Annotated in this window: 19 protein-coding genes and 1 other annotated feature; of the genes, 10 read left to right on the top strand and 9 right to left on the bottom strand. The window is 49.7% G+C overall.

Going from position 1 to position 19,626, the window contains the following annotated elements; translation table 11 throughout:
* Positions 1 to 44 precede the first annotated feature (44 nt).
* From trpL to L3068_RS25440, 7 genes are all read left to right on the top strand, one after another.
* On the top strand, positions 45 to 89 hold the full coding sequence (gene trpL / locus L3068_RS25335; RefSeq protein ID WP_106993556.1) for a trp operon leader peptide: 45 nt from the start codon (positions 45 to 47) through the stop codon (positions 87 to 89).
* Positions 66 to 160 (top strand) — a sequence feature (Trp leader region). (Overlaps the previous gene by 24 nt.)
* A gap of 25 nt (positions 161 to 185) precedes the next feature.
* Positions 186 to 1,748, top strand: a complete 1,563-nt coding sequence (locus L3068_RS12830) for an anthranilate synthase component 1 (RefSeq protein ID WP_023330555.1) — start codon at positions 186 to 188, stop codon at positions 1,746 to 1,748.
* Positions 1,748 to 3,343 (top strand): bifunctional anthranilate synthase glutamate amidotransferase component TrpG/anthranilate phosphoribosyltransferase TrpD, encoded by a 1,596-nt coding sequence (gene trpD / locus L3068_RS12835; RefSeq protein ID WP_014884098.1) that lies wholly within the window; start codon positions 1,748 to 1,750, stop codon positions 3,341 to 3,343. The genes L3068_RS12830 and trpD overlap by 1 nt, the downstream gene beginning before the upstream one ends.
* A gap of 3 nt (positions 3,344 to 3,346) precedes the next feature.
* Positions 3,347 to 4,705 carry a bifunctional indole-3-glycerol-phosphate synthase TrpC/phosphoribosylanthranilate isomerase TrpF gene (gene trpCF / locus L3068_RS12840; RefSeq protein WP_117580289.1) on the top strand — a complete coding sequence of 453 codons (1,359 nt, stop codon included), beginning with the start codon at positions 3,347 to 3,349 and terminating at the stop codon, positions 4,703 to 4,705.
* Positions 4,706 to 4,715: 10 nt separating this feature from the next.
* Positions 4,716 to 5,909 carry a tryptophan synthase subunit beta gene (trpB, locus tag L3068_RS12845; RefSeq protein ID WP_014884100.1) on the top strand — a complete coding sequence of 398 codons (1,194 nt, stop codon included), beginning with the start codon at positions 4,716 to 4,718 and terminating at the stop codon, positions 5,907 to 5,909.
* Complete coding sequence (gene trpA, locus L3068_RS12850; RefSeq protein WP_014884101.1) at positions 5,909 to 6,718, top strand: tryptophan synthase subunit alpha; 810 nt, start codon at positions 5,909 to 5,911, stop codon at positions 6,716 to 6,718. The genes trpB and trpA overlap by 1 nt, the downstream gene beginning before the upstream one ends.
* A 269-nt stretch (positions 6,719 to 6,987) precedes the next feature.
* Positions 6,988 to 8,241 carry a mechanosensitive ion channel family protein gene (locus L3068_RS25440; RefSeq protein WP_417299365.1) on the top strand — a complete coding sequence of 418 codons (1,254 nt, stop codon included), beginning with the start codon at positions 6,988 to 6,990 and terminating at the stop codon, positions 8,239 to 8,241.
* A gap of 155 nt (positions 8,242 to 8,396) precedes the next feature.
* On the opposite strand, the gene cspE is transcribed toward L3068_RS25440, so the two are convergent.
* The 8 genes from cspE to L3068_RS12900 form a co-directional block, all read right to left on the bottom strand.
* The gene (gene cspE / locus L3068_RS12865) at positions 8,397 to 8,609 is read right to left on the bottom strand and encodes a transcription antiterminator/RNA stability regulator CspE (protein WP_014884103.1); all 213 of its coding nucleotides are present in this window, start codon (positions 8,607 to 8,609) and stop codon (positions 8,397 to 8,399) included.
* Positions 8,610 to 9,023: 414 nt separating this feature from the next.
* Entirely contained in the window at positions 9,024 to 9,668 is a 645-nt protein-coding gene (locus L3068_RS12870) for a helix-turn-helix transcriptional regulator (protein WP_117580293.1), read from the bottom strand.
* A gap of 4 nt (positions 9,669 to 9,672) precedes the next feature.
* Positions 9,673 to 10,332, bottom strand: coding sequence for an EAL domain-containing protein (locus L3068_RS12875; RefSeq protein ID WP_236904720.1), 660 nt, complete (start codon positions 10,330 to 10,332; stop codon positions 9,673 to 9,675).
* A gap of 266 nt (positions 10,333 to 10,598) precedes the next feature.
* Positions 10,599 to 11,114 carry a fimbrial protein gene (locus L3068_RS12880; protein WP_117580297.1) on the bottom strand — a complete coding sequence of 172 codons (516 nt, stop codon included), beginning with the start codon at positions 11,112 to 11,114 and terminating at the stop codon, positions 10,599 to 10,601.
* A 16-nt stretch (positions 11,115 to 11,130) separates the two neighbouring features.
* Positions 11,131 to 12,126 (bottom strand): fimbrial protein, encoded by a 996-nt coding sequence (locus L3068_RS12885; protein ID WP_072051714.1) that lies wholly within the window; start codon positions 12,124 to 12,126, stop codon positions 11,131 to 11,133.
* 72 nt (positions 12,127 to 12,198) lie between these two features.
* Positions 12,199 to 14,727 carry a fimbria/pilus outer membrane usher protein gene (locus L3068_RS12890; RefSeq protein WP_045270030.1) on the bottom strand — a complete coding sequence of 843 codons (2,529 nt, stop codon included), beginning with the start codon at positions 14,725 to 14,727 and terminating at the stop codon, positions 12,199 to 12,201.
* A gap of 42 nt (positions 14,728 to 14,769) precedes the next feature.
* Positions 14,770 to 15,447, bottom strand: a complete 678-nt coding sequence (locus L3068_RS12895; protein WP_063861438.1) for a fimbrial biogenesis chaperone — start codon at positions 15,445 to 15,447, stop codon at positions 14,770 to 14,772.
* Positions 15,448 to 15,509: 62 nt separating this feature from the next.
* On the bottom strand, positions 15,510 to 16,040 hold the full coding sequence (locus L3068_RS12900) for a fimbrial protein (protein ID WP_045135465.1): 531 nt from the start codon (positions 16,038 to 16,040) through the stop codon (positions 15,510 to 15,512).
* 514 nt (positions 16,041 to 16,554) lie between these two features.
* Here L3068_RS12900 and L3068_RS12905 point away from each other — a divergent pair.
* The 3 genes from L3068_RS12905 to L3068_RS12915 all read left to right on the top strand — a co-directional run bounded on the left by L3068_RS12905 (position 16,555) and on the right by L3068_RS12915 (position 18,832).
* Positions 16,555 to 17,217, top strand: coding sequence for a helix-turn-helix domain-containing protein (locus L3068_RS12905; protein WP_045270029.1), 663 nt, complete (start codon positions 16,555 to 16,557; stop codon positions 17,215 to 17,217).
* A 98-nt stretch (positions 17,218 to 17,315) separates the two neighbouring features.
* Complete coding sequence (locus L3068_RS12910) at positions 17,316 to 17,954, top strand: helix-turn-helix domain-containing protein (RefSeq protein WP_045269033.1); 639 nt, start codon at positions 17,316 to 17,318, stop codon at positions 17,952 to 17,954.
* 272 nt (positions 17,955 to 18,226) lie between these two features.
* Positions 18,227 to 18,832, top strand: coding sequence for a hypothetical protein (locus L3068_RS12915; protein ID WP_032629007.1), 606 nt, complete (start codon positions 18,227 to 18,229; stop codon positions 18,830 to 18,832).
* A gap of 63 nt (positions 18,833 to 18,895) precedes the next feature.
* Here the strand turns inward: L3068_RS12915 and L3068_RS12920 are convergent, their stop codons facing one another.
* Positions 18,896 to 19,555: a DsbA family protein gene (locus L3068_RS12920; protein WP_117580301.1), complete on the bottom strand. Its 660-nt coding sequence runs from the start codon at positions 19,553 to 19,555 to the stop codon at positions 18,896 to 18,898.
* Positions 19,556 to 19,626: the final 71 nt, after the last annotated feature.

Here is a 19,626-nt window from a genome sequence, read left to right on the forward strand (position 1 = left end):
CTAGTTAACTAGTACGCAAGTTCACACGAGAAAGGTATCTGAAAATGACAGCACATTTCACTCTGCACGGTTGGTGGCGCACTTCCTGATTTTCGGGCAGTGTCACGCGTCTGCGAAATGCAAACAGATACCCAGCCCGCTACCCAGCGGGCTTTTTTTTGAACAGAATAAATGAGAACAACAACATGCAAACAGCCAAACCCCATCTCGACCTGCTGACCTGCGAGGCGGCCTATCGCCACAACCCGACCGCGCTGTTTCATCAGGTGTGCGGCGCACGTCCGGCAACGCTGCTGCTGGAGTCTGCAGATATCGACAGCAAAGACGATCTTAAAAGCCTGTTGCTGGTCGACAGCGCGCTGCGCATTACCGCGTTAGGTGACACTGTCACCATCAAGGCACTTTCTGACAATGGCGCATCGCTGCTGCCGCTGCTCGATGCTGCCCTGCCTGCGGGCATCGAGAATAAACGTCACCCGGACCAGCGAATTCTGCATTTTCCTCCGGTAAGCCAGCTGCTGGACGAAGATGCCCGCCTCTGCTCGCTGTCCGTTTTCGACGCTTTCCGCCTGCTGCAAAATCTGGTCACCGTGCCGGAAGATGAGCGTGAAGCGATGTTCTTCGGCGGGCTGTTTGCATATGACCTGGTCGCCGGGTTTGAAGATTTGCCGGAAACCGAGCAGGGTAACCGCTGCCCGGATTACTGCTTCTATCTGGCCGAGACCCTGCTGGTGATCGACCATCAGAAAAAATACACCCGCATCCAGGCCAGCCTGTTCACGCCGTCCGCGGCTGAGAAAGAGCGCCTCGAAAATCGCATCGCTCAACTCCAGCAGCAAATGACGGAGGCGCCCCCTGCGCTGCCGGTACAGCGCGTCGAGCAGATGACGTGTGAGGTTAACCAGACCGACGATCAGTACGGGGCCGTGGTTCGCCAGATGCAAAAAGCGATTCGCGCCGGGGAAATTTTCCAGGTAGTGCCTTCCCGTCGTTTCTCTCTCCCCTGCCCGTCGCCGCTGGCAGCGTACGATGTGCTGAAAAAGAGTAACCCGAGCCCTTACATGTTCTTTATGCAGGACAATGATTTCACTCTGTTTGGTGCGTCACCGGAAAGCTCCCTGAAATACGACGCTACCAGCCGCCAGATTGAGATCTACCCAATTGCGGGCACCCGCCCCCGCGGCCGTCGTGCCGACGGTTCACTGGATCGCGATCTCGACAGCCGCATAGAACTGGAAATGCGTACTGACCACAAAGAGCTCTCCGAGCATCTGATGCTGGTTGACCTGGCGCGTAACGACCTTGCGCGTATTTGCACGCCGGGTAGCCGTTACGTGGCTGATCTGACCAAAGTCGACCGTTATTCCTTCGTCATGCATCTGGTCTCCCGCGTGGTGGGTGAACTGCGCAGCGACCTCGATGTGCTGCACGCCTACCGGGCCTGCATGAACATGGGCACCCTGAGCGGCGCGCCGAAAGTGCGTGCGATGCAGTTGATTGCCGCTGCCGAAGGTCGTCGTCGCGGCAGCTACGGCGGCGCGGTGGGTTACTTCACCGCCCACGGCGATCTCGATACCTGCATCGTGATCCGCTCTGCCTACGTTGAAGACGGAATTGCCACCGTCCAGGCCGGCGCCGGGATTGTTCTCGACTCTGTTCCGCAGTCTGAAGCTGACGAAACCCGCAGTAAGGCTCGCGCGGTATTGCGCGCCATTGCTACCGCACATCATGCACAGGAGATTTTCTGATGGCTGACATTCTGCTGCTCGATAATATCGACTCCTTTACCTATAACCTGGCAGATCAGCTGCGTGCGAATGGCCATAACGTCGTTATTTACCGCAACCACGTACCGGCGCAGACCCTGATTGACCGTCTGGCGACCATGCAAAACCCGGTGCTGATGCTCTCCCCGGGTCCGGGCGCGCCAAGCGAAGCAGGCTGTATGCCGGAGCTGCTGACCCGCATGCGCGGCAAGCTACCGATTATCGGCATCTGCCTCGGTCACCAGGCGATCGTTGAAGCCTACGGCGGCTATGTCGGCCAGGCGGGCGAGATCCTGCACGGTAAAGCCTCCAGCATTGAACATGACGGCCAGGCGATGTTTGCCGGGTTACCGAATCCACTTCCGGTTGCGCGCTATCACTCGCTGGTCGGGAGTAATATTCCCGCCGGGCTGACGATTAATGCCTCGTTTGAAGGGATGGTGATGGCGGTACGTCACGACGCGGATCGCGTCTGCGGCATGCAGTTCCACCCGGAATCGATCCTGACATCACACGGTGCTCGTCTGCTGGAGCAGACCCTCGACTGGGCGCTACAGAAGCTGGAGCAGACCAATACCCTGCAACCGATTCTGGAGAAACTGTACCAGGCGCAGACCCTTAGCCAGCAGGAGAGCCACCAGCTCTTCTCCGCTGTAGTGCGTGGCGAGCTGAAGCCTGAACAGCTGGCCGCGGCGCTGGTGAGCATGAAAGTGCGCGGCGAAAGCCCGCAGGAGATCGCCGGTGCCGCCACGGCCCTGCTGGAAAATGCCGCCCCGTTCCCGCGCCCGGACTATCCGTTTGCCGATATCGTCGGCACCGGCGGCGACGGCAGCAACAGTATCAATATTTCGACTGCCAGCGCCTTTGTGGCGGCGGCATGCGGGATGAAGGTGGCGAAACACGGTAATCGCAGCGTTTCCAGTCGGTCTGGCTCCTCCGATCTGCTGGCCGCGTTCGGTATTAACCTCGACATGAATGCCGAACGTTCCCGCGAAGCGCTGGATGACCTGGGCGTCTGCTTCCTGTTCGCGCCGAAGTACCACACCGGGTTCCGCCATGCGATGCCGGTGCGCCAGCAGCTTAAAACCCGCACGCTCTTTAACGTGCTCGGTCCGCTGATTAACCCGGCCCATCCGCCGCTGGCATTGATTGGCGTATACAGCCCTGAGCTGGTCCTGCCGATTGCCGAGACGCTGCGCGTCCTGGGTTACCAGCGTGCCGCCGTGGTACACAGCGGCGGTATGGATGAAGTTTCTCTCCATGCACCGACGCTTGTAGCCGAGCTGAACAACGGCGAAGTGCTTAGCTATCAGCTCGAGGCGTCTGATTTCGGCTTAACACCCTATCATCAGGACGCGCTGGCGGGCGGCACGCCAGAAGAAAACCGTGACATTCTGACGCGCTTACTACAAGGTAAAGGTGAGGCCGCGCATGAGGCCGCCGTGGCAGCCAACGTCGCCATGCTGATGCGTTTGCACGGTGAGGAAGACCTGAAGGCTAACGCCCAAAAAGTTCTGGATGTACTGCGCTCCGGTGCAGCTTACGATCGCGTTACCGCACTTGCGGCAAGAGGGTAAAGAATGCAGACCGTTTTAGCGAAAATCGTTGCCGATAAGGCCATCTGGGTGGAAGCCCGCAAAGCAGAGCAGCCGCTTGCCAGTTTCCAGAATGATGTTGTTCCCAGCAGCCGTCGTTTCTATGACGCCCTGCAGGGCGCACGCACCGCCTTTATTCTGGAGTGCAAAAAGGCCTCTCCGTCAAAAGGCGTTATTCGCGACGATTTCGACCCGGCGCGTATCGCCGGTATTTATAAGCATCATGCGTCAGCCATCTCCGTGCTGACGGATGAGAAATATTTCCAGGGCAGCTTCGATTTTCTGCCCATCGTCAGCGGCATCGCGCCGCAGCCGATCCTGTGCAAAGACTTTATTATCGACCCGTATCAGATCTGGCTTGCGCGTTTTTACCAGGCTGACGCCTGCCTGCTGATGCTCTCGGTACTTGACGACGAGCAGTATCGCCAGCTGTCTGCCGTAGCGCACAGTCTGAACATGGGCGTGCTGACCGAAGTAAGTAATGAAGAAGAACTGGAGCGCGCCATCGCGCTGGAAGCTAAAGTGGTCGGCATTAACAACCGCGATCTTCGCGACCTGTCGATTGACCTGAACCGTACGCGCCAGCTTGCGCCGCGTCTGGGTTCTGGCGTCACGGTAATCAGCGAATCCGGCATTAACAGCTACGCTCAGGTGCGCGAGCTGAGCCACTTCGCCAACGGTTTCCTGATTGGTTCCGCCATGATGGAACATGACGACCTTAACGCCGCGGTGCGTCGCGTCCTGCTCGGTGAAAACAAAGTGTGTGGCTTAACTCGCGAACAGGATGCCCTGGCGGCGTATGACGCGGGGGCCATTTACGGCGGCCTGATCTTTGTTGACGCCTCGCCTCGTGCCGTCAGTGAGGAACAGGCGCGCAATGTGATCGCAGCAGCGCCACTTAGCTATGTGGGCGTGTTCCGTAATGCGGATATCGCAGACGTCGTGGCAAAAGCCGAAACGTTATCCCTGAGTGCGGTGCAAGTGCATGGCGATGAGGATCAAGCCTACATCGATAAGCTGCGTGCAGACCTCGCCCCTCAGGTGCAGATCTGGAAAGCGCAAAGCGTGGGTACCACCCTGCCCGCACGTAACCTGAATCATGTTGATAAATATGTGCTCGACAACGGCCAGGGCGGTACGGGTCAGCGTTTTGACTGGTCACTGCTAAATGGCGAAAAGCTGGACAACGTCCTGCTGGCGGGTGGATTAAGCCCGGATAACTGCGTGGAAGCTGCCAAAGCGGGCTGCGCAGGCCTCGATTTCAATTCAGGCGTAGAGTCACAACCGGGTATTAAAGATGCCAGCAAACTGGCCTCGGTTTTTAACACTCTGCGTGCATATTAAGGAAGAGAAGATGACGACATTACTTAACCCGTATTTTGGTGAGTTCGGCGGGATGTACGTCCCGCAAATCCTGATGCCCGCCCTGCGCCAGCTGGAAGAGGCGTTCGTCAGTGCGCAGAAAGATCCGGCATTTCAGGCGGAATTTACCGACCTGCTGAAAAACTATGCGGGCCGTCCGACAGCGCTGACGAAATGTCGCAACCTGACCGAAGGCACAAACACGACGTTGTATCTCAAGCGTGAGGATCTGCTGCACGGTGGCGCACATAAAACTAACCAGGTTCTCGGCCAGGCGCTGCTCGCGAAGCGTATGGGGAAAACCGAAATTATTGCTGAAACCGGTGCAGGCCAGCACGGCGTAGCCTCTGCGCTCGCCAGCGCCCTGCTGGGCCTGAAATGTCGCATTTACATGGGTGCGAAAGACGTTGAGCGTCAGTCTCCGAACGTGTTCCGTATGCGCCTGATGGGGGCGGAAGTGATCCCAGTGCACAGCGGCTCCGCGACGCTGAAAGATGCCTGTAACGAAGCGCTGCGCGACTGGTCTGGCAGCTACGAAACCGCGCACTACATGCTCGGTACCGCGGCGGGTCCGCACCCGTTCCCGACCATCGTGCGCGAATTCCAGCGCATGATCGGTGAAGAGACCAAAGCGCAGATCCTTGAAAAAGAAGGTCGTCTGCCGGATGCGGTGATCGCCTGCGTCGGCGGCGGGTCTAACGCCATCGGCATGTTTGCTGATTTCATCGACGACACCCGCGTGGGTTTGATTGGCGTCGAGCCTGCCGGTCACGGTATTGAATCGGGTGAACATGGCGCACCGTTGAAGCATGGCCGCGTGGGGATCTACTTCGGTATGAAATCGCCAATGATGCAAACCGAGGAAGGCCAGATTGAAGAGTCCTACTCTATCTCTGCGGGCCTGGATTTTCCGTCAGTTGGACCCCAGCATGCGTATCTGAACAGCACGGGTCGCGCGGATTATGTTTCTATTACCGATGACGAAGCGCTGGAAGCCTTCAAAACGCTGTGCCGCAGCGAAGGGATTATCCCGGCGCTGGAGTCTTCCCACGCCCTGGCGCACGCGCTGAAAATGATGAAAGAGAACCCGGAAAAAGAGCAACTGCTGGTCGTTAACCTGTCCGGTCGCGGTGACAAAGACATCTTCACCGTTCACGATATTCTGAAAGCACGAGGGGAAATCTGATGGAACGCTACGATAATGCATTTGCCGAACTGAAATCCCGCCAGGAAGGCGCGTTCGTTCCCTTCGTTACGCTGGGCGACCCTGGTCCGGAGCAGTCGCTGAAGATTATCGACGCCCTGATTGAAGCGGGTGCCGACGCGCTGGAGTTGGGTATTCCGTTCTCTGACCCGCTGGCGGATGGCCCGACCATCCAGAACGCCACCCTGCGCGCGTTTGCCGCAGGCGTGACGCCCACTCAGTGCTTCGAGATGCTGGCGGCGATCCGCCAGAAGCATCCGACGATCCCGATTGGCCTGCTGATGTACGCCAACCTGGTGTTTAACCGTGGTATTGATGAGTTTTACGCCGAGTGCGCGCGCGTGGGTGTCGACTCCGTTCTGGTGGCAGACGTACCGGTAGAAGAGTCTGCGCCGTTCCGTCAGGCGGCGATGCGCCATAACGTGGCACCTATCTTCATCTGCCCGCCAAACGCCGATGATGAACTGCTGCGCCAGATTGCCTCCTATGGTCGCGGGTATACCTACCTGCTCTCCCGTGCGGGTGTAACCGGCGCGGAGAACAAAGCGGCGCTGCCTCTGCATCATCTGGTCGAAAAGCTGGCTGAGTACCATGCTGCGCCTCCACTGCAGGGCTTTGGGATTTCATCTCCCGACCAGGTCACCGCGGCGATTGACGCTAACGCAGCCGGTGCAATCTCAGGCTCCGCTATCGTTAAAATCATTGAGAAGAACGTGGACAAGCCAGAGCAAATGCTGGCTGAGCTGAAAACCTTTGTCAGCGCAATGAAAGCGGCAACGCGCAAAGCGTAACCTCTCCACCGTCTGGCTTCGCCGCCAGACGGTGTTTCTTTAGCGCCGCCATTCTGGGCACTGCCACGCACATTCGCCTGCTTTTATCGACTGGAACGAATTTGAAAATAAAGTTTCTGACCGCAACAAAATAGCTCGGTGCGGCTTAGGATTCAGGTCGTGGACTTGCCTGTACCGGATATGCCATTATATGATTTGGTTAAATATTTGTATTTATCTCCTGAATGAGGTTAATACAAAATGGCATACGATTCAGGCGATAAGCGGTGATGTACTTGGATTATTTATTAACATTCATAGAAAGCAATCCGGCTCTGGCCATTGGATTTAATCTTATTCTGCTGGTCATCTCTGGTTTCTTTGCGCACCTGATGTGCAAATTCCTGCTCATAAAAATCGTTCGTAAGGTCTTCTTTTCCAGCCATAAACAGGATGTCCCGCTGGAAAAAGATCGTCGTATTGCCGAGAAGCTGTCGAATTTCATTCCGGTTATTATCGTTTATTACGTCCTGCAGTTTATGCCCAATATGCCGGCATCGCTGGTGACGGCAATAAATACCATCTGTGGGATTTTATTCTTTATTTTTCTGTCGGTTTTCTTCAATGAGATGCTGGATATTGTCAACAGCTCTTATTTACGCAAGACGAAGCGTAAAAATCACTCTATCAAAGGCTATATTCAGATAGGGAAAATATTTATCCACATCATCGCTGCGATCATGATCCTTGCCGTCATGTCGAATAAATCCCCCGCGATCATTATTTCCAGCCTCGGGGCCGTAGCAGCCGTACTGATGTTAGTCTTTCAGCACACCCTGCTTTCGCTCGTGGCCAATATCCAGCTTTCGTCAAATGATGTCCTGCAGTTGGGGGACTGGATTGAAATGCCCGATAAGAACCTGAGTGGCGAAGTGACCGACATAGCGCTGCACACCATTACCATCCGTAACTGGGATAACACAATCTCGCGTATCCCGACCAAAAACTTCCTGACCGAAACGTATACCAACTGGCAGGCCATGTTTTCGTCAGGGGCGCGCCGGATTATGCGCAGCACCACTATCGATCAGCACTCAGTTAAATTCCTCACTCAGGAAACGCTGGCCCCGATGCTGGCCCTGCGCGGCACGAATGAACCGCTGGCAAAGCTCATCGACGGGCGTGATCCCATGGGCGTTCCGGACAGTTGGTTTATGGATAATGGCCTGACAAATTTAACGCTTTTTCGGCACTACCTGATGGCATGGCTCGCCGATCGGCCTGATATTATCAAAGAAATGTATATTGTCGTGCGAACGCTAAAGCCTACGCCGTCGGGTATTCCCCTGGAAATTTATTGTTTTACCTCATCCGTACTGTGGATGGAGTATGAAAATACCCAGTCAGCGATATTTGAATACATCACCGCTGTCGCCAGTCAATTCTCGCTCCGCTTATATCAGCATCCGGCTGGTCATGATTTCTGGCGTTTATCACAGGAATACAGCCTTCGGGACCGCATCCCGCCTCCGGGTGAAGGATAATTGTCTCTGAAAACAGGTCGGCAAAACAGAATAACAATTTTCCTGGAGCCATAAAAAAACCCGCACTCGGCGGGTTTTTTTGTTATCAGTGAAGCTTAACTGCTCAGACTCGCGTCTTCATCGATATCGTAAGGGTCATTGATAACAAGCGCGACTTACAGCGGAGAAACATTACCCGCTGCCGGGCCTTTAGCGCCATTTTCAATGGTGAAGGACACTTTCTGGCCTTCATCAAGCGATTTGAAGCTGTCGCTCTGAATAGCAGAGAAATGTACGAATACATCTTTGCTGCCGTCGTCAGGCGTGATAAAGCCAAAACCTTTATCAGCGTTAAACCATTTTACTAAACCAGTCATTTTATTAGACATAGATAATTCCTTATTTTTTGAGCCACTAAGCGCGGCGATGATGGCCTGTATTTAGAGAGTAACTTATTTGGCACTTAGGAGGAGGCTCACGAAGAAGAGTATCTATTGATAACACCTGAACTGAGGACTGCTTTACTAAACTGCTTTTATAAGGTCTGTATTCCAAACCGATGACGCTATTTAGGCACAGAAAATTTTTTTAAGCAAAGTTTTTATTTTTTATTATAACCGCTTAAACACCCGGACGGCTGAATGGCTATGAAAATTAAGGCGCTGGAGCAGCGTATTCACGCCCTGTTTAGCCAGAGCATACTGCCCCTTGTCCAGCCAGGATGCCCTTGACCTACCCGTACTGCTGTTAACTTAATGCATACTCGAGCAGGACGGATTACGTGCATGTCATCCCTGACAATGCTACACAATGAAGATTAATCGCTCACTAAATAAATATCGCATATTCTGTTGATGCCCCATTCGATTCAGGAGAGTCAGCAGCTCAAAATCACAGTCAAGATCATACTTTTGCATGATCTGTCGCTTGTGGGCACTGACTGTTTTGGCATTGATACTTAACACCTTCGCAATCTGTTTCGTATCTTGTCCATGGAAAAACCCAACAGCAATTTTCATTTGTTGTGGCGACAACACTCTACACGCGCAGTCTAAACAGCTAAAGGCATACTCCCCTTCTCGCGACACGGTAAGACTCTTAGCAGCAAAATGAATTTTGTCTGTGATCGCTTTGATAGAATCGTCACGAGCAATAAAAACACTGTTCTTGACACACAACGGTAGTCTTGCGAACCGAGGATTTTTTTTCTCCGGATAGATGCCTATCAATAAACTTTTTTTCTTCCTTTTTTTGAGAACCTGATGACAAATAACCGTTTCGCCTACCGAAAAATTCATAACAATAACGTCAACGTCATGAACTGTCGTTGCATCCAGTTTATCACTAACAATGTAATCCGTTTCTGCAAGGGAGAAAATTTGCTGAAGAAGTTTAAGCAGCCCAAACCGAAAGAATAAGTCCTTATCGTTAATCACAACATTCATCATAAAATCATCCCACTACCAATGGTAAGGTATAGTGATGCTCTGGCCACAAATAACCCTGTAAATGCGTTGCGCCACACTCAATGGCTATATTGTAGTGCTCGATAGTTTCTATTCCTTCAATAAGGATATTGTTAGTTAACAGACTAGAACAGTAAACAAAGGAACGCAATAAGCTCGGATTTTCTAACTGCTGCCAGAAAAAATTCTTATCCACTTTAACCCCATCAAATGCAAAAATAAAAGATGATAGCACCCGTAATAGTGCTGGTGTGAGATCGTCAATCCATACTTCAAATCCATTCGAATGAATAAGATGAAGATTGCTCATCAACGCCATGCGTTCGAAACCATTAAGCTTATCAAGATTAGCAGGATCCTGAAGTTCAATGATGATATTTTTATTTAAATAACTTAATATAAAATGAATTGCCGTTACGTTGCACAGCATTGAAACAGGCAGGTTTATATAATATTTTTCATTATCATCAAGTTGATTCAAAATGGTAAGTTGTTTGTCCAAAAGAGTAATGTGCGCTGGAATATCCAGCGCACTGAAATAAATCTCGTTGTCCACTGAGCTTTTGAGCTGGCTTAAGACCTCATAGCCTAAAATGTTTAGCTGCCTAACGGAAAAAATTGGCTGAAAGCGAAGAGCACTAATCATAAAAAACCTTACATCAGCATGCCACGTCTTATTCAGGAATAAAACACCAGATCACACTTGTGATTAAAACAAGCACAATCATTAATTTTAGGAAAATCGTCCCGTAATAATAGGAATAAAAAATAGATCACCCATTGTATTTAAACCCCATATCGCATAAGAAGCGCTAAAAGATCGTGACGCGCCCCTTTACAAGCTTCTCATGCGGTTATGAAGTGTTGATATGGTGCGACTAAACTTGGCTACCAGACAGGAAGAACTGATAACTATTGATAGACAAACGTTGCCGTCACGACTGAACTAATAGTGCCAGGTGTAGCCCCGCCGCTCACGGAATAAGCGCGTGCCTGCATATTATAAGAATATGCATTGCTGGAAATATTCCCCGCATAGGACTTGCCGTCACCCATTGGTTCCCCACTTTGCATTTGCAGTTGGACTGAAACGTTGGTTGCTGTGCCAGTACTAAGATACAGATCTGCCGGCCGTGCAGGATCCGCCGCTCCGTGCATGGTCATTATTGCTTTGGTGGTCCCTGCCGGGCAGGAGGTAAGGTTAATCGTAAAGGGTACCCATGTACTGGACGCGCCCGCAGCCTGTAGCGATGACGCCTGGATATTTTGCCCTAAATCTATCGCCTTTGTGACGCTATCGCTGCTGATTTGGCAAGGGGAGGCAATAATATTTCCCGTAATATTCAGTGTGACGGGATCAGCGGCATGCGCCAGCATGCTTAAAGAGAAACAACCAATCGCCAGGGTTTTTAAATAATGTTTATTCATGAGTCTCTCTTCTTTCTTATTGATACGTTAAATTCAGGGTTGCTGATGCATTAGCCGTACCTGTTGATACTGTTGTTCTTGTCTGGTAATAACGCGCCGTCAGCGGGAACGTTTCCTGTCCACCCGAGGATGTCTTGAGAACAATTCGGTTATTCAGCATCAGTGGCGCACCGTTATAGACAATTTGCACACCCACACCTTTTGCCACCCCTGCCCCCCCCTGTCCGGTTAGAGCCAAAACGCTGCTATCGCTTATATCGGGATTCTGGGTACCTGAAAGGCTGACGTTAATATTTGCACCTACATCACAATTTAATCCCAGATTCTGTGTGTTCTGAGCAACCGCTGGGGTAGTTCCGACTGTGCTTCCAAAAGAAGAAACAGGTACATCTCCAATAGGAAACGTTAAATTTGGCGTGCTTATAGAACATGCCACTACCGTTACAGTGCCTGATATATATAGGGGTATAACTCCAGAATTGACACCCGCCATAAAATTAGTAGAGCCATATTCAGGGCGATAGTAAGCTATTTGTTGATTAATATAACCTGAGGTCGCTAATGCGGCCGTTTTTACAAATTGTATATAGGGCTGATAGGTCCAGGTACGGGTTGGAGGTCCCGATGACCACCCTGCGCTTCTGTAAGTGGTGCCCGCAAGCATAGGCTGATCATACTGACCGGCGTAAAATCCACCGTAGACCCCCATGGAAATACCAATACCGTTTAGTGAAGTATTAAAAACTGCATTACCATTATAGGACCCTGCAGTACTTAAAACAGAAACAATTCCATTCGCTACACCTGTTCCGCTAGGGTCAACACATGTCGCAACATCCTGTTGCACTCCATAAATTAGCCCACTGATCGCCGAGTTAGAAGGCGCATCCCGCTGAACAATCACATTGCCAAAGTTAAGGGTTGCAGAAGAAATTAAATTGCTACAACCCGCATAGCTATAACCCGACGCGAGCGTCAGAAATATAAATAATATTCTGAATGATAATTTCATATTCCTACCATTACTGAGATGTAAATTCATACTGATAATTAATCCAGTATAAAATTTTATTGTGCGTTAAATTTATCTACAGATCGCATTAAGGGACGCAATCCCATTTTTTGGTGCAGTCTCAGGAATATTGACTCTCGCCCGGCATTGCTGTGATGTTTCATCGCCCCATTTCACGCTCAGGTCTGCGCTACCTTGTAAACCCGTTAAATAAACCTGTCCCTGATCCCCGACTATTGCACCCTGTTCACTGTTTCCTGCAGAGCTCACGATGGCACCGAAAGGTACGGGTTCCCCGTTTGTCTGTTTCAGAGTTAATAATGCGCGCATTCCCACACTCGCCACATAGTCGGCCCGAACAATTGCGCCTCGGGTTGGAATAACGGTTTTGGTTGTCAGGTCCAGTTCGACGTCATCCGGCATAGAATCAGGAGATAGCGTCACGTCATTTTTGCGGAAAGGAGTGACGTTACTGACAACGGTATAACCTCGCCAGTCCGTTTTCGCCCCGCTTTGGTTCTGAACGCCTACGCCTTTGGCGCCCGGTGCTTTAATCAGTACGTTAGTTTCTCCCAGCGGCTGGGAGAGCGTCACCCCATCAGCATGAGCCAGAATACCGCCCTGTAAGCCGTAGTTCAGGCGATCGCTATTACGGTCATAACCGTAACCCGCGGTGACTTCACCATATGTCCCTTTATAATCGGCATTCATTGTGCCGCTATAGCCGACATTATCCGTGCCATAACCTTGCTGAACGCTCCAGTTAAGCGCGTTGTTCTCCAGCGCCACACCGTTGAGACCCACGGTGTGCGTTGTGCCACTCATCTTACTGGCGTTCATGCCGTAGTTTGCCCATGTCCCCGGGAGGAACTTCTCTAACGGAATACTGATGTTTAGTGCAATCTGCTGATCTTTATCGTAGCGAGTCTGTTCACTGTAGCCATCCGCTGCGCCATTTTTGCTGTAGGTGTAAGTGATACCGTAGTTAACACCATTCCAGGAGTTGTTATAGCCTGCACTGATGGATTGCATCGTTTTGCCTGACGTCCAGTAATCCTCACGCACCGCCCCCAGCGTCAGTGAGCCGAAGTCAGCACCGAGTGTCTGGTTCATCGTCAACTCCATACGGTTACGGCGGCGGTCAATCAGTGCGTAATTGTTGCTATACGAATCCAGCACTTCCTGCATCCCATAATAACCGCTGGTCGAATAGCGATAGCCGGCAATAGCAAAGTTAGTCCCGGTCTCAGCGAAGTTCTTACTGAAGCGCCCTCGCCAGGACTGACCGCTGGTTTTTGCTTCATCCTGCGGTTTTGACCAGGCCTGGGTCACGTCTACAGACACCGCGCCCAGGTCGCCCATATTTTTGCCAAGTCCAGTTGCGAGAGACTGATACTTGCTCGATTCCTGGAGACCGCCATACAGGGTGAAGCCTTTTGGCAAACCATAGATGGCTGTCATCTGTGAAAAGGGTGTCTTTTCTACGCTGTTGTCATAGGAACGGTACTGACCACCGGTAATAGCATATTTCAAACGGCCTTCACGCTGGAGCACTGGCAGTGACGCAAAAGGTACGGTGAAATGCTGCTCGCTACCATCAGCTTCTTTAACGGTGACATAAAGATCACCCGCTCCGCCAGTTGAGTACATATCCGTAATCTCGAAGGCACCGGGTGCGACATAACTCTGATAAATAACATAACCATTCTGTCGAATGACCACCTGCGCATTAGTACGGGCTATGCCACGTACCACCGGTGCATATCCTTTTAAGGAATCGGGCAACATATCGTCATCTGAGGCAAGTTGAGCCCCCCGGAACGGGATGCTGTCAAAAACATCAGCAGGCGCGGAGCTATCACCCGCAGTGAGCTGCGCTTTTAACGAAATAATATCGCGTTGAGCATAGGTATAAACGGTATCCCATTTATCCTGACCGTTGCTGTCACGGTTCCAGGTTGTATAGTTGCGCAGGCGCCATGGTCCAATATTAATACCCGGACGTAGGTTGGCATATTGAGTATTGTCATTGGAACTGTTACTGCCACGTCCCCGATTACTGGCACCGCTCAGACTGTAGTTAAGCAACATGGCCGTTATCCCTTCGTCCCATTTATCGGGAGAAACATAGCCTCTCGCCTGCGGTATCAAAGCCGCCTGCGGAATACTGACAAGTAGTCTCTGAGTACTGAATTGAAAATCAGTGGAAGCCTGTGGGATGGCTGCCAAATTGGCGCATTTTGAATCTGGTGAAAGATCGGGGAAGAGTTCCGTCTTCACACCCCAACTTTTCAATAACTCCGCGCTGATACAGGGCTGTAACGTAGCATCCCCATCTTTATCTTTTACGGCTATAAATTCTATATCACGGGTATCAACGAGCTGTTCATCGAGCACGATATCAACGTGATAGGTCCCCGGTGCCTGCGCACCAGATTCATAAGCGGTAAGATCGATTTTACCGCCCGTGGGGTTATCAAGCTCCAGCAATTCAGGGTTAAAATAGTCGCGGGCGCTGGCAAACGGAATGAAACCATTTAAAGCGACCGCGATCAAGATTGCCAGCCTGGCAGGTTTTAAACAAACATTACTACTTATCATCACCGGTTACCTGTGAATCCATTAATTTTGCGGCCGTTATTTTTAAATGTTTGCGTTATGTTTTTTACCCGGGCCGCCATAATCATTAATAATGGTAAAGGTCATAGCACCGCCGTGAACACCCTGAGGTAAATTAAAGCGAGCGCTTGAACCAGGCATAACAAAAGTCACATCATCAAGTTTCTTACCGTTGACGGTAACTTCGTTAAAGTTCATCACATAATTTGTTGGATTGGTGACCTGAAGTTGATTACCCGCAACGGACCAGGTTAATTTATCCGCTACTTCTTCGGGGGCAGTACCTTTTAATGCAGCGGGTCGATAAATTAACTTAATACGAGTTTTAATGGCAATTTGTAGCGTATTGTCTTTACGCGGCGCGGATGGAATAGATTTAATGTTTAGCCAGTACAGGCTCTCTTTATCCTGAGGCAATGCACCGGCCATGATAATGCGTTCAACGTTTTGTTGGCCGTGATCGAGACGATATAGCGGAGGTGTAATAACAAAAGGAGCTTTCTCAGCGCCACCGTTCAATGTCTCAATCCAGGACTGAATAAGATAAGGCGTATTGTCAGGATTATTTACGCTGAGGGTTGCTTCTTTTTTAGTGCCATCATAAATTACACGCGTGCCTCCAATAACAACGCCTGCATTTGCTGCAGGGAAACCAGCACTCATTATAGTCAGGGCAATTAAAGATTTACTAAGGAAATTCATTTTATACCTCTAAAAACAGGGACCGGGTTGCCCCGGACCCTTAGTTAATTCCCGGCAGGAAATTAGTTGTAGATTACAGAGAAGTTAGCTACAGAGTTTGCCGGACCAGCGGTTACTGATGCTGCTGTTGATTTATACTGAGCGTAGAAATCCAGGTTGTTGTCGGCAGTGCTTACCAGTGGGTAACGGTAAGCGGTATCACCATGCAGTGGCAGCTGAGCTTTATCTGCAGTCATCAGATTGATTGCAACGTTTGTTGCAGCACCTGCGACAGAACTGTCGATTGCCAGCAGTGTTGAGTCGGTCGTTTCTGGTGTACCATCAAAACGCACATGTGCAGAAGTAACAGCTACAGGGCAGTTTTGCAGTACGATGGTGAATTTCTTCGCAGCAGTCACATCACCAGCAGCGGTGAATTCAGACTTGTTGTAAGAACCCAGAGCAACAGTCTGGTTCTGAGAAGCAACAGAAACATCACAAGCTGCATCCAGAATTTCACCAGTGAAGTTAACAGTGCCGGCGGCAGCAAAAGCATTTGCAGCAGAGAGTGTTGCAACAGTGGCAAAAGCAACTGCGATAATAGACTTTTTCATTTACTAATTCCTTGAGAATAAAATTATTTACCTGCAAGCCACTACGAGAAATAAATCATTATTCTCGTGAGCACCCCGACAGTTTTTCCTTACTTCAAATTGAAGTGCAGGCAGCTGAAATCATTTAATCGCCAATACTAACTTGGTGCAGAAAAATGATAACCACATAGTTCATAACACTGTGAGAAAATGGGGCCGCCTTGCTGGGGCTAAATTTAGATAATTCTTAAACCCTTTTCAAATTTTATCGAGACCAACTATAGACTCAAACATTAACAACATTTAAACATTTATTTTGATTAAAGGAAAAACCATGATTAACAACCATTTGCATTAGTTTTAATTTCAATTCAACTTAAAAATCATCGCTACAATAAAGTCCATGCGTTTAAATATGAAATGTATGTTAAAAAACCAGTCTACTTATGGATTACATACCAGTGTAATTCTTAGATCATTAGCCTGATAATTATCTCTTACACGTATTTCTTTATTTATATGTATGGAGTTTACCATGAAGGCTAAGTTTACAATTGAGCCCCCCGCGCCGGTTACATCAACGACCGAGTTGAAGCCAGTTACTCGTATCCAACGTATAATCGATATCGTGGCCCCCTACGCAGAAGATTTTTCAGTATCAAAAGGCGAGGTTTTACGTTACAGCTATAATAACAAGCGTGTTTGCTATCTACTTCATGAAGGTCATACCACTCTTTATCGCCGTGGAGATGGGATGGTCCTTAATTCCGAACAAGCGCCGTTCATTATGGGCGTAAGTAACATGAAAGCCCGCCAGGAACATCTTTACGGAAGGGCAACCAGCGATGTTAAATTGAGCCGTATCCCCTCAGAACGTTTCATTCTCCTGATAGAAAGAGAAAACTTGTGGGAAGATTTGTGCTACTTCATCCTCTACACGGCAGGCAGGGTTTATCAGCATTGCACCATGATTTCGCAGCTATCTGCGTACGAAATCATAAGGTTTCATCTGGTTGAATTAATGCAGGAGCCAGAAAGGTTGCGGCTAAATACGACAGCTGCAACTTATATTCTTAATCGAAGCTATCTTTCCCGTAGCGGAACCATGCGTATTCTCTCGAAACTGAAGGAAGCAGGTTGTATCACCTTAAACCGAGGAATTCTTATTAAAATAAATAATTTACCGCAAAAATACTAGACTTCGATCTGTTGTGCTATCCTTAAAAAAATAGTGTTGCGTTGTTCCCCTTCGACTTTGTAATCTACGACTCAGCATTTTATATTCAGGATCAAGAAATGAGCACTCGCGACAATGCTTCTACGCCACTTTCAATACCCTCCCTTTACGCAGGTGAGTTGGTTGAAAAACTTTTACCCCATACACCTGTTAAAAGTTACCCTGCGCGGCGAACATTATACATTTCGAGTAATAACGCAAATTTTTGCTATATCATTGCAGAGGGAAAAGTTGAATTATGTCGGGAAGATAGCATTGTCATTGCCATTGGTAAGGCCCCGTTAGTTTTAGGGTTAGGCAGCATTACCAATATGTATGAAGGTATGTTTATCAGAACACTGACAACATGCAAAATCGGTATGCTTTCTGCACAAGAAGCGCTCGGTCTGATTGAAAAGGAAGATCTATGGCGCCCACTGGCAAATCATATGCTTATTATTGCTGCAAAGTTATATACAGTGGGCATGCAACTCTCGGCCCCTACAACGTATGAAATAATCTGTTCTCAACTGCACGAACTAATGAGTGAAGATGAGTCTGTACGTGGATCCATAACCGCTGAAAGATATATTCGTAACAAAACACCGCTGTCACGCAGTGGTGTAATGAAAATCCTTTCCTCATTAAAGTCAGGTGGTTACATAAATATTGAGCAGGGCAAGCTTATTAGTATAGGTGTTTTACCCAAAAAGTATTAATAAAAACGTAATAAATAATGCTTTCTTTATATAATCCCCTATCTCGCAAGCCTCCCTGGTGCTCAGGTTGTCAGTAACACTTGTGATAACATCCCCCTGGCGAGTTCCCACCTGGATTTCTGGTGCAAGGCTGAAGTCTGATGTGGAAAGGTAACGCACCCTCACTAAATAGCTCAATATGCTTAAAATTCATGCCTATAGCGCACAAAGTGAAATAGATTTTCGTTCGAAGCCACTTATCATAGTGGTTTTGAATGAAAGTGGTGGTGTTAATGTCTGTGCTCAAAAGCTTTTTCTTCTTTCTTTTCGCGTCAGCAGCCTGCTCATTGCCCGTACTTTGTCTGTGGGCGGATATCTCTTTATTTAATCTGGATATACCGGAGATATCGCTGACCGAAATTGTGCAGGAATCGGTTTTAGTGAGCATCGTATTTATTCACTTCCTCCTGGCGAAGAAATGGGAATTCATGCGCTATTGCAACATCCTGATCGGCGGCTTTTTCCTCTCCATGCTGATTCGCGAACTGGATGCATTTTTTGATCTTCTGGCTCATGGAAGTTGGGTGTGGTTTGCACTACTTTCCGCCATTTGCGCTTTGCTTTATCCCGTTATCCATTTCCGACTTACTCTTACGCAACTGACCCACTATACCCGTACCCCGTGGTACGGCATGATGCTCAGTGGTCTGCTAGCAGTCCTGGTTTTCTCCCGGCTGTTTGGAATGCACGAATTATGGTACGCGATACTCGATCAAAGCTACGTCAGGGTGGTCAAGAATGTCGTGGAGGAAGGCAGCGAATCATTCGGGTATATGCTCTGCCTTATCGCATCTGCAGGGTACTACTGCTCTTTCCGTTCCCTCTCCCGCCAGAAATGATTCGGGCATTCGAACAGGTGATAAACGAAGCTCCGGTGTGTAAAACCGGAAGCCTCGTTTTGGCTACGCAAGCTTTGCCAGCGCCTCGCCGATGCTTTTTGCTCCACCATAGAGATCGTGGCCGCTGATAATGTGCTCAGTGCTGTCAACCGTAACCAACAGCAGCGGAACCCCGCTGAAACCTTTTTGATTCATAAGACGCTTTACGTCAGCGATCCTGTCGTCCGTCAGGCAGCGAAGCGCGTTATCGGCATCAAGCCGGCCGGCAAAGTCATTAGGGTTGAGGTCAACGTTATTTTCCCGAGCCCAGGCGATACCGATCTCTTCCACCACATCACTTTGCGCGGTATCACGCCCCAGTACATAGCGGGCATGTTGCAGTGCACGAAGCAGCCCTGCCTCTGCCGCCGGGCTGATTTCATGAAAAGCCGTAAGTGCCCGGTTCATAAACGTCGAATCAAAGCGCGCACCTGAGCTCAGGAGCTGGTGATAGCTCTCACTGAATGGCTGACCGGTCAGCGAAGCGATACGCCGATCGTTTGTCCACGCATATTCTGCCCATTGGGCGGTGATGTGCCGGGCACCCTCATCACAAAAAAGACCGCTGGGCATTAACGTGAGCTTTTCGATGTAATGTTGTGCCAGATAATTCAGGGCGGGCGAGCTGGCATAACACCAGCCGCAAAGTGGGTCAAAAAAATACTGTAGATTGTCAATGCGCATGTGGTATCCCCTGGGAATCATTAGCCCTCATCATAATGAGATTCCTCAATGCGAAAAACAGCCCTCCAGTA

The sequence above is a fragment of the Enterobacter cloacae complex sp. ECL414 genome (assembly GCF_021869685.1).
In the GTDB taxonomy this organism is placed as follows: Bacteria; Pseudomonadota; Gammaproteobacteria; order Enterobacterales; family Enterobacteriaceae; genus Enterobacter; species Enterobacter kobei.

Excerpts from the sequence above, each read along its gene's own strand:
- L3068_RS12830 (WP_023330555.1), top strand. The coding sequence starts at position 186 with ATGCAAACAGCCAAACCCCATCTCGACCTGCTGACCTGCGAGGCGGCC.
- trpD (WP_014884098.1), top strand. The coding sequence starts at position 1,748 with ATGGCTGACATTCTGCTGCTCGATAATATCGACTCCTTTACCTATAAC.
- trpCF (WP_117580289.1), top strand. The coding sequence starts at position 3,347 with ATGCAGACCGTTTTAGCGAAAATCGTTGCCGATAAGGCCATCTGGGTG.
- trpB (WP_014884100.1), top strand. The coding sequence starts at position 4,716 with ATGACGACATTACTTAACCCGTATTTTGGTGAGTTCGGCGGGATGTAC.
- trpA (WP_014884101.1), top strand. The coding sequence starts at position 5,909 with ATGGAACGCTACGATAATGCATTTGCCGAACTGAAATCCCGCCAGGAA.
- L3068_RS25440 (WP_417299365.1), top strand. The coding sequence starts at position 6,988 with ATGTACTTGGATTATTTATTAACATTCATAGAAAGCAATCCGGCTCTG.
- cspE (WP_014884103.1), bottom strand. The coding sequence starts at position 8,609 with ATGTCTAATAAAATGACTGGTTTAGTAAAATGGTTTAACGCTGATAAA.
- L3068_RS12870 (WP_117580293.1), bottom strand. The coding sequence starts at position 9,668 with ATGATGAATGTTGTGATTAACGATAAGGACTTATTCTTTCGGTTTGGG.
- L3068_RS12875 (WP_236904720.1), bottom strand. The coding sequence starts at position 10,332 with ATGATTAGTGCTCTTCGCTTTCAGCCAATTTTTTCCGTTAGGCAGCTA.
- L3068_RS12880 (WP_117580297.1), bottom strand. The coding sequence starts at position 11,114 with ATGAATAAACATTATTTAAAAACCCTGGCGATTGGTTGTTTCTCTTTA.
- L3068_RS12885 (WP_072051714.1), bottom strand. The coding sequence starts at position 12,126 with ATGAAATTATCATTCAGAATATTATTTATATTTCTGACGCTCGCGTCG.
- L3068_RS12890 (WP_045270030.1), bottom strand. The coding sequence starts at position 14,727 with ATGATAAGTAGTAATGTTTGTTTAAAACCTGCCAGGCTGGCAATCTTG.
- L3068_RS12895 (WP_063861438.1), bottom strand. The coding sequence starts at position 15,447 with ATGAATTTCCTTAGTAAATCTTTAATTGCCCTGACTATAATGAGTGCT.
- L3068_RS12900 (WP_045135465.1), bottom strand. The coding sequence starts at position 16,040 with ATGAAAAAGTCTATTATCGCAGTTGCTTTTGCCACTGTTGCAACACTC.
- L3068_RS12905 (WP_045270029.1), top strand. The coding sequence starts at position 16,555 with ATGAAGGCTAAGTTTACAATTGAGCCCCCCGCGCCGGTTACATCAACG.
- L3068_RS12910 (WP_045269033.1), top strand. The coding sequence starts at position 17,316 with ATGAGCACTCGCGACAATGCTTCTACGCCACTTTCAATACCCTCCCTT.
- L3068_RS12915 (WP_032629007.1), top strand. The coding sequence starts at position 18,227 with ATGTCTGTGCTCAAAAGCTTTTTCTTCTTTCTTTTCGCGTCAGCAGCC.
- L3068_RS12920 (WP_117580301.1), bottom strand. The coding sequence starts at position 19,555 with ATGCGCATTGACAATCTACAGTATTTTTTTGACCCACTTTGCGGCTGG.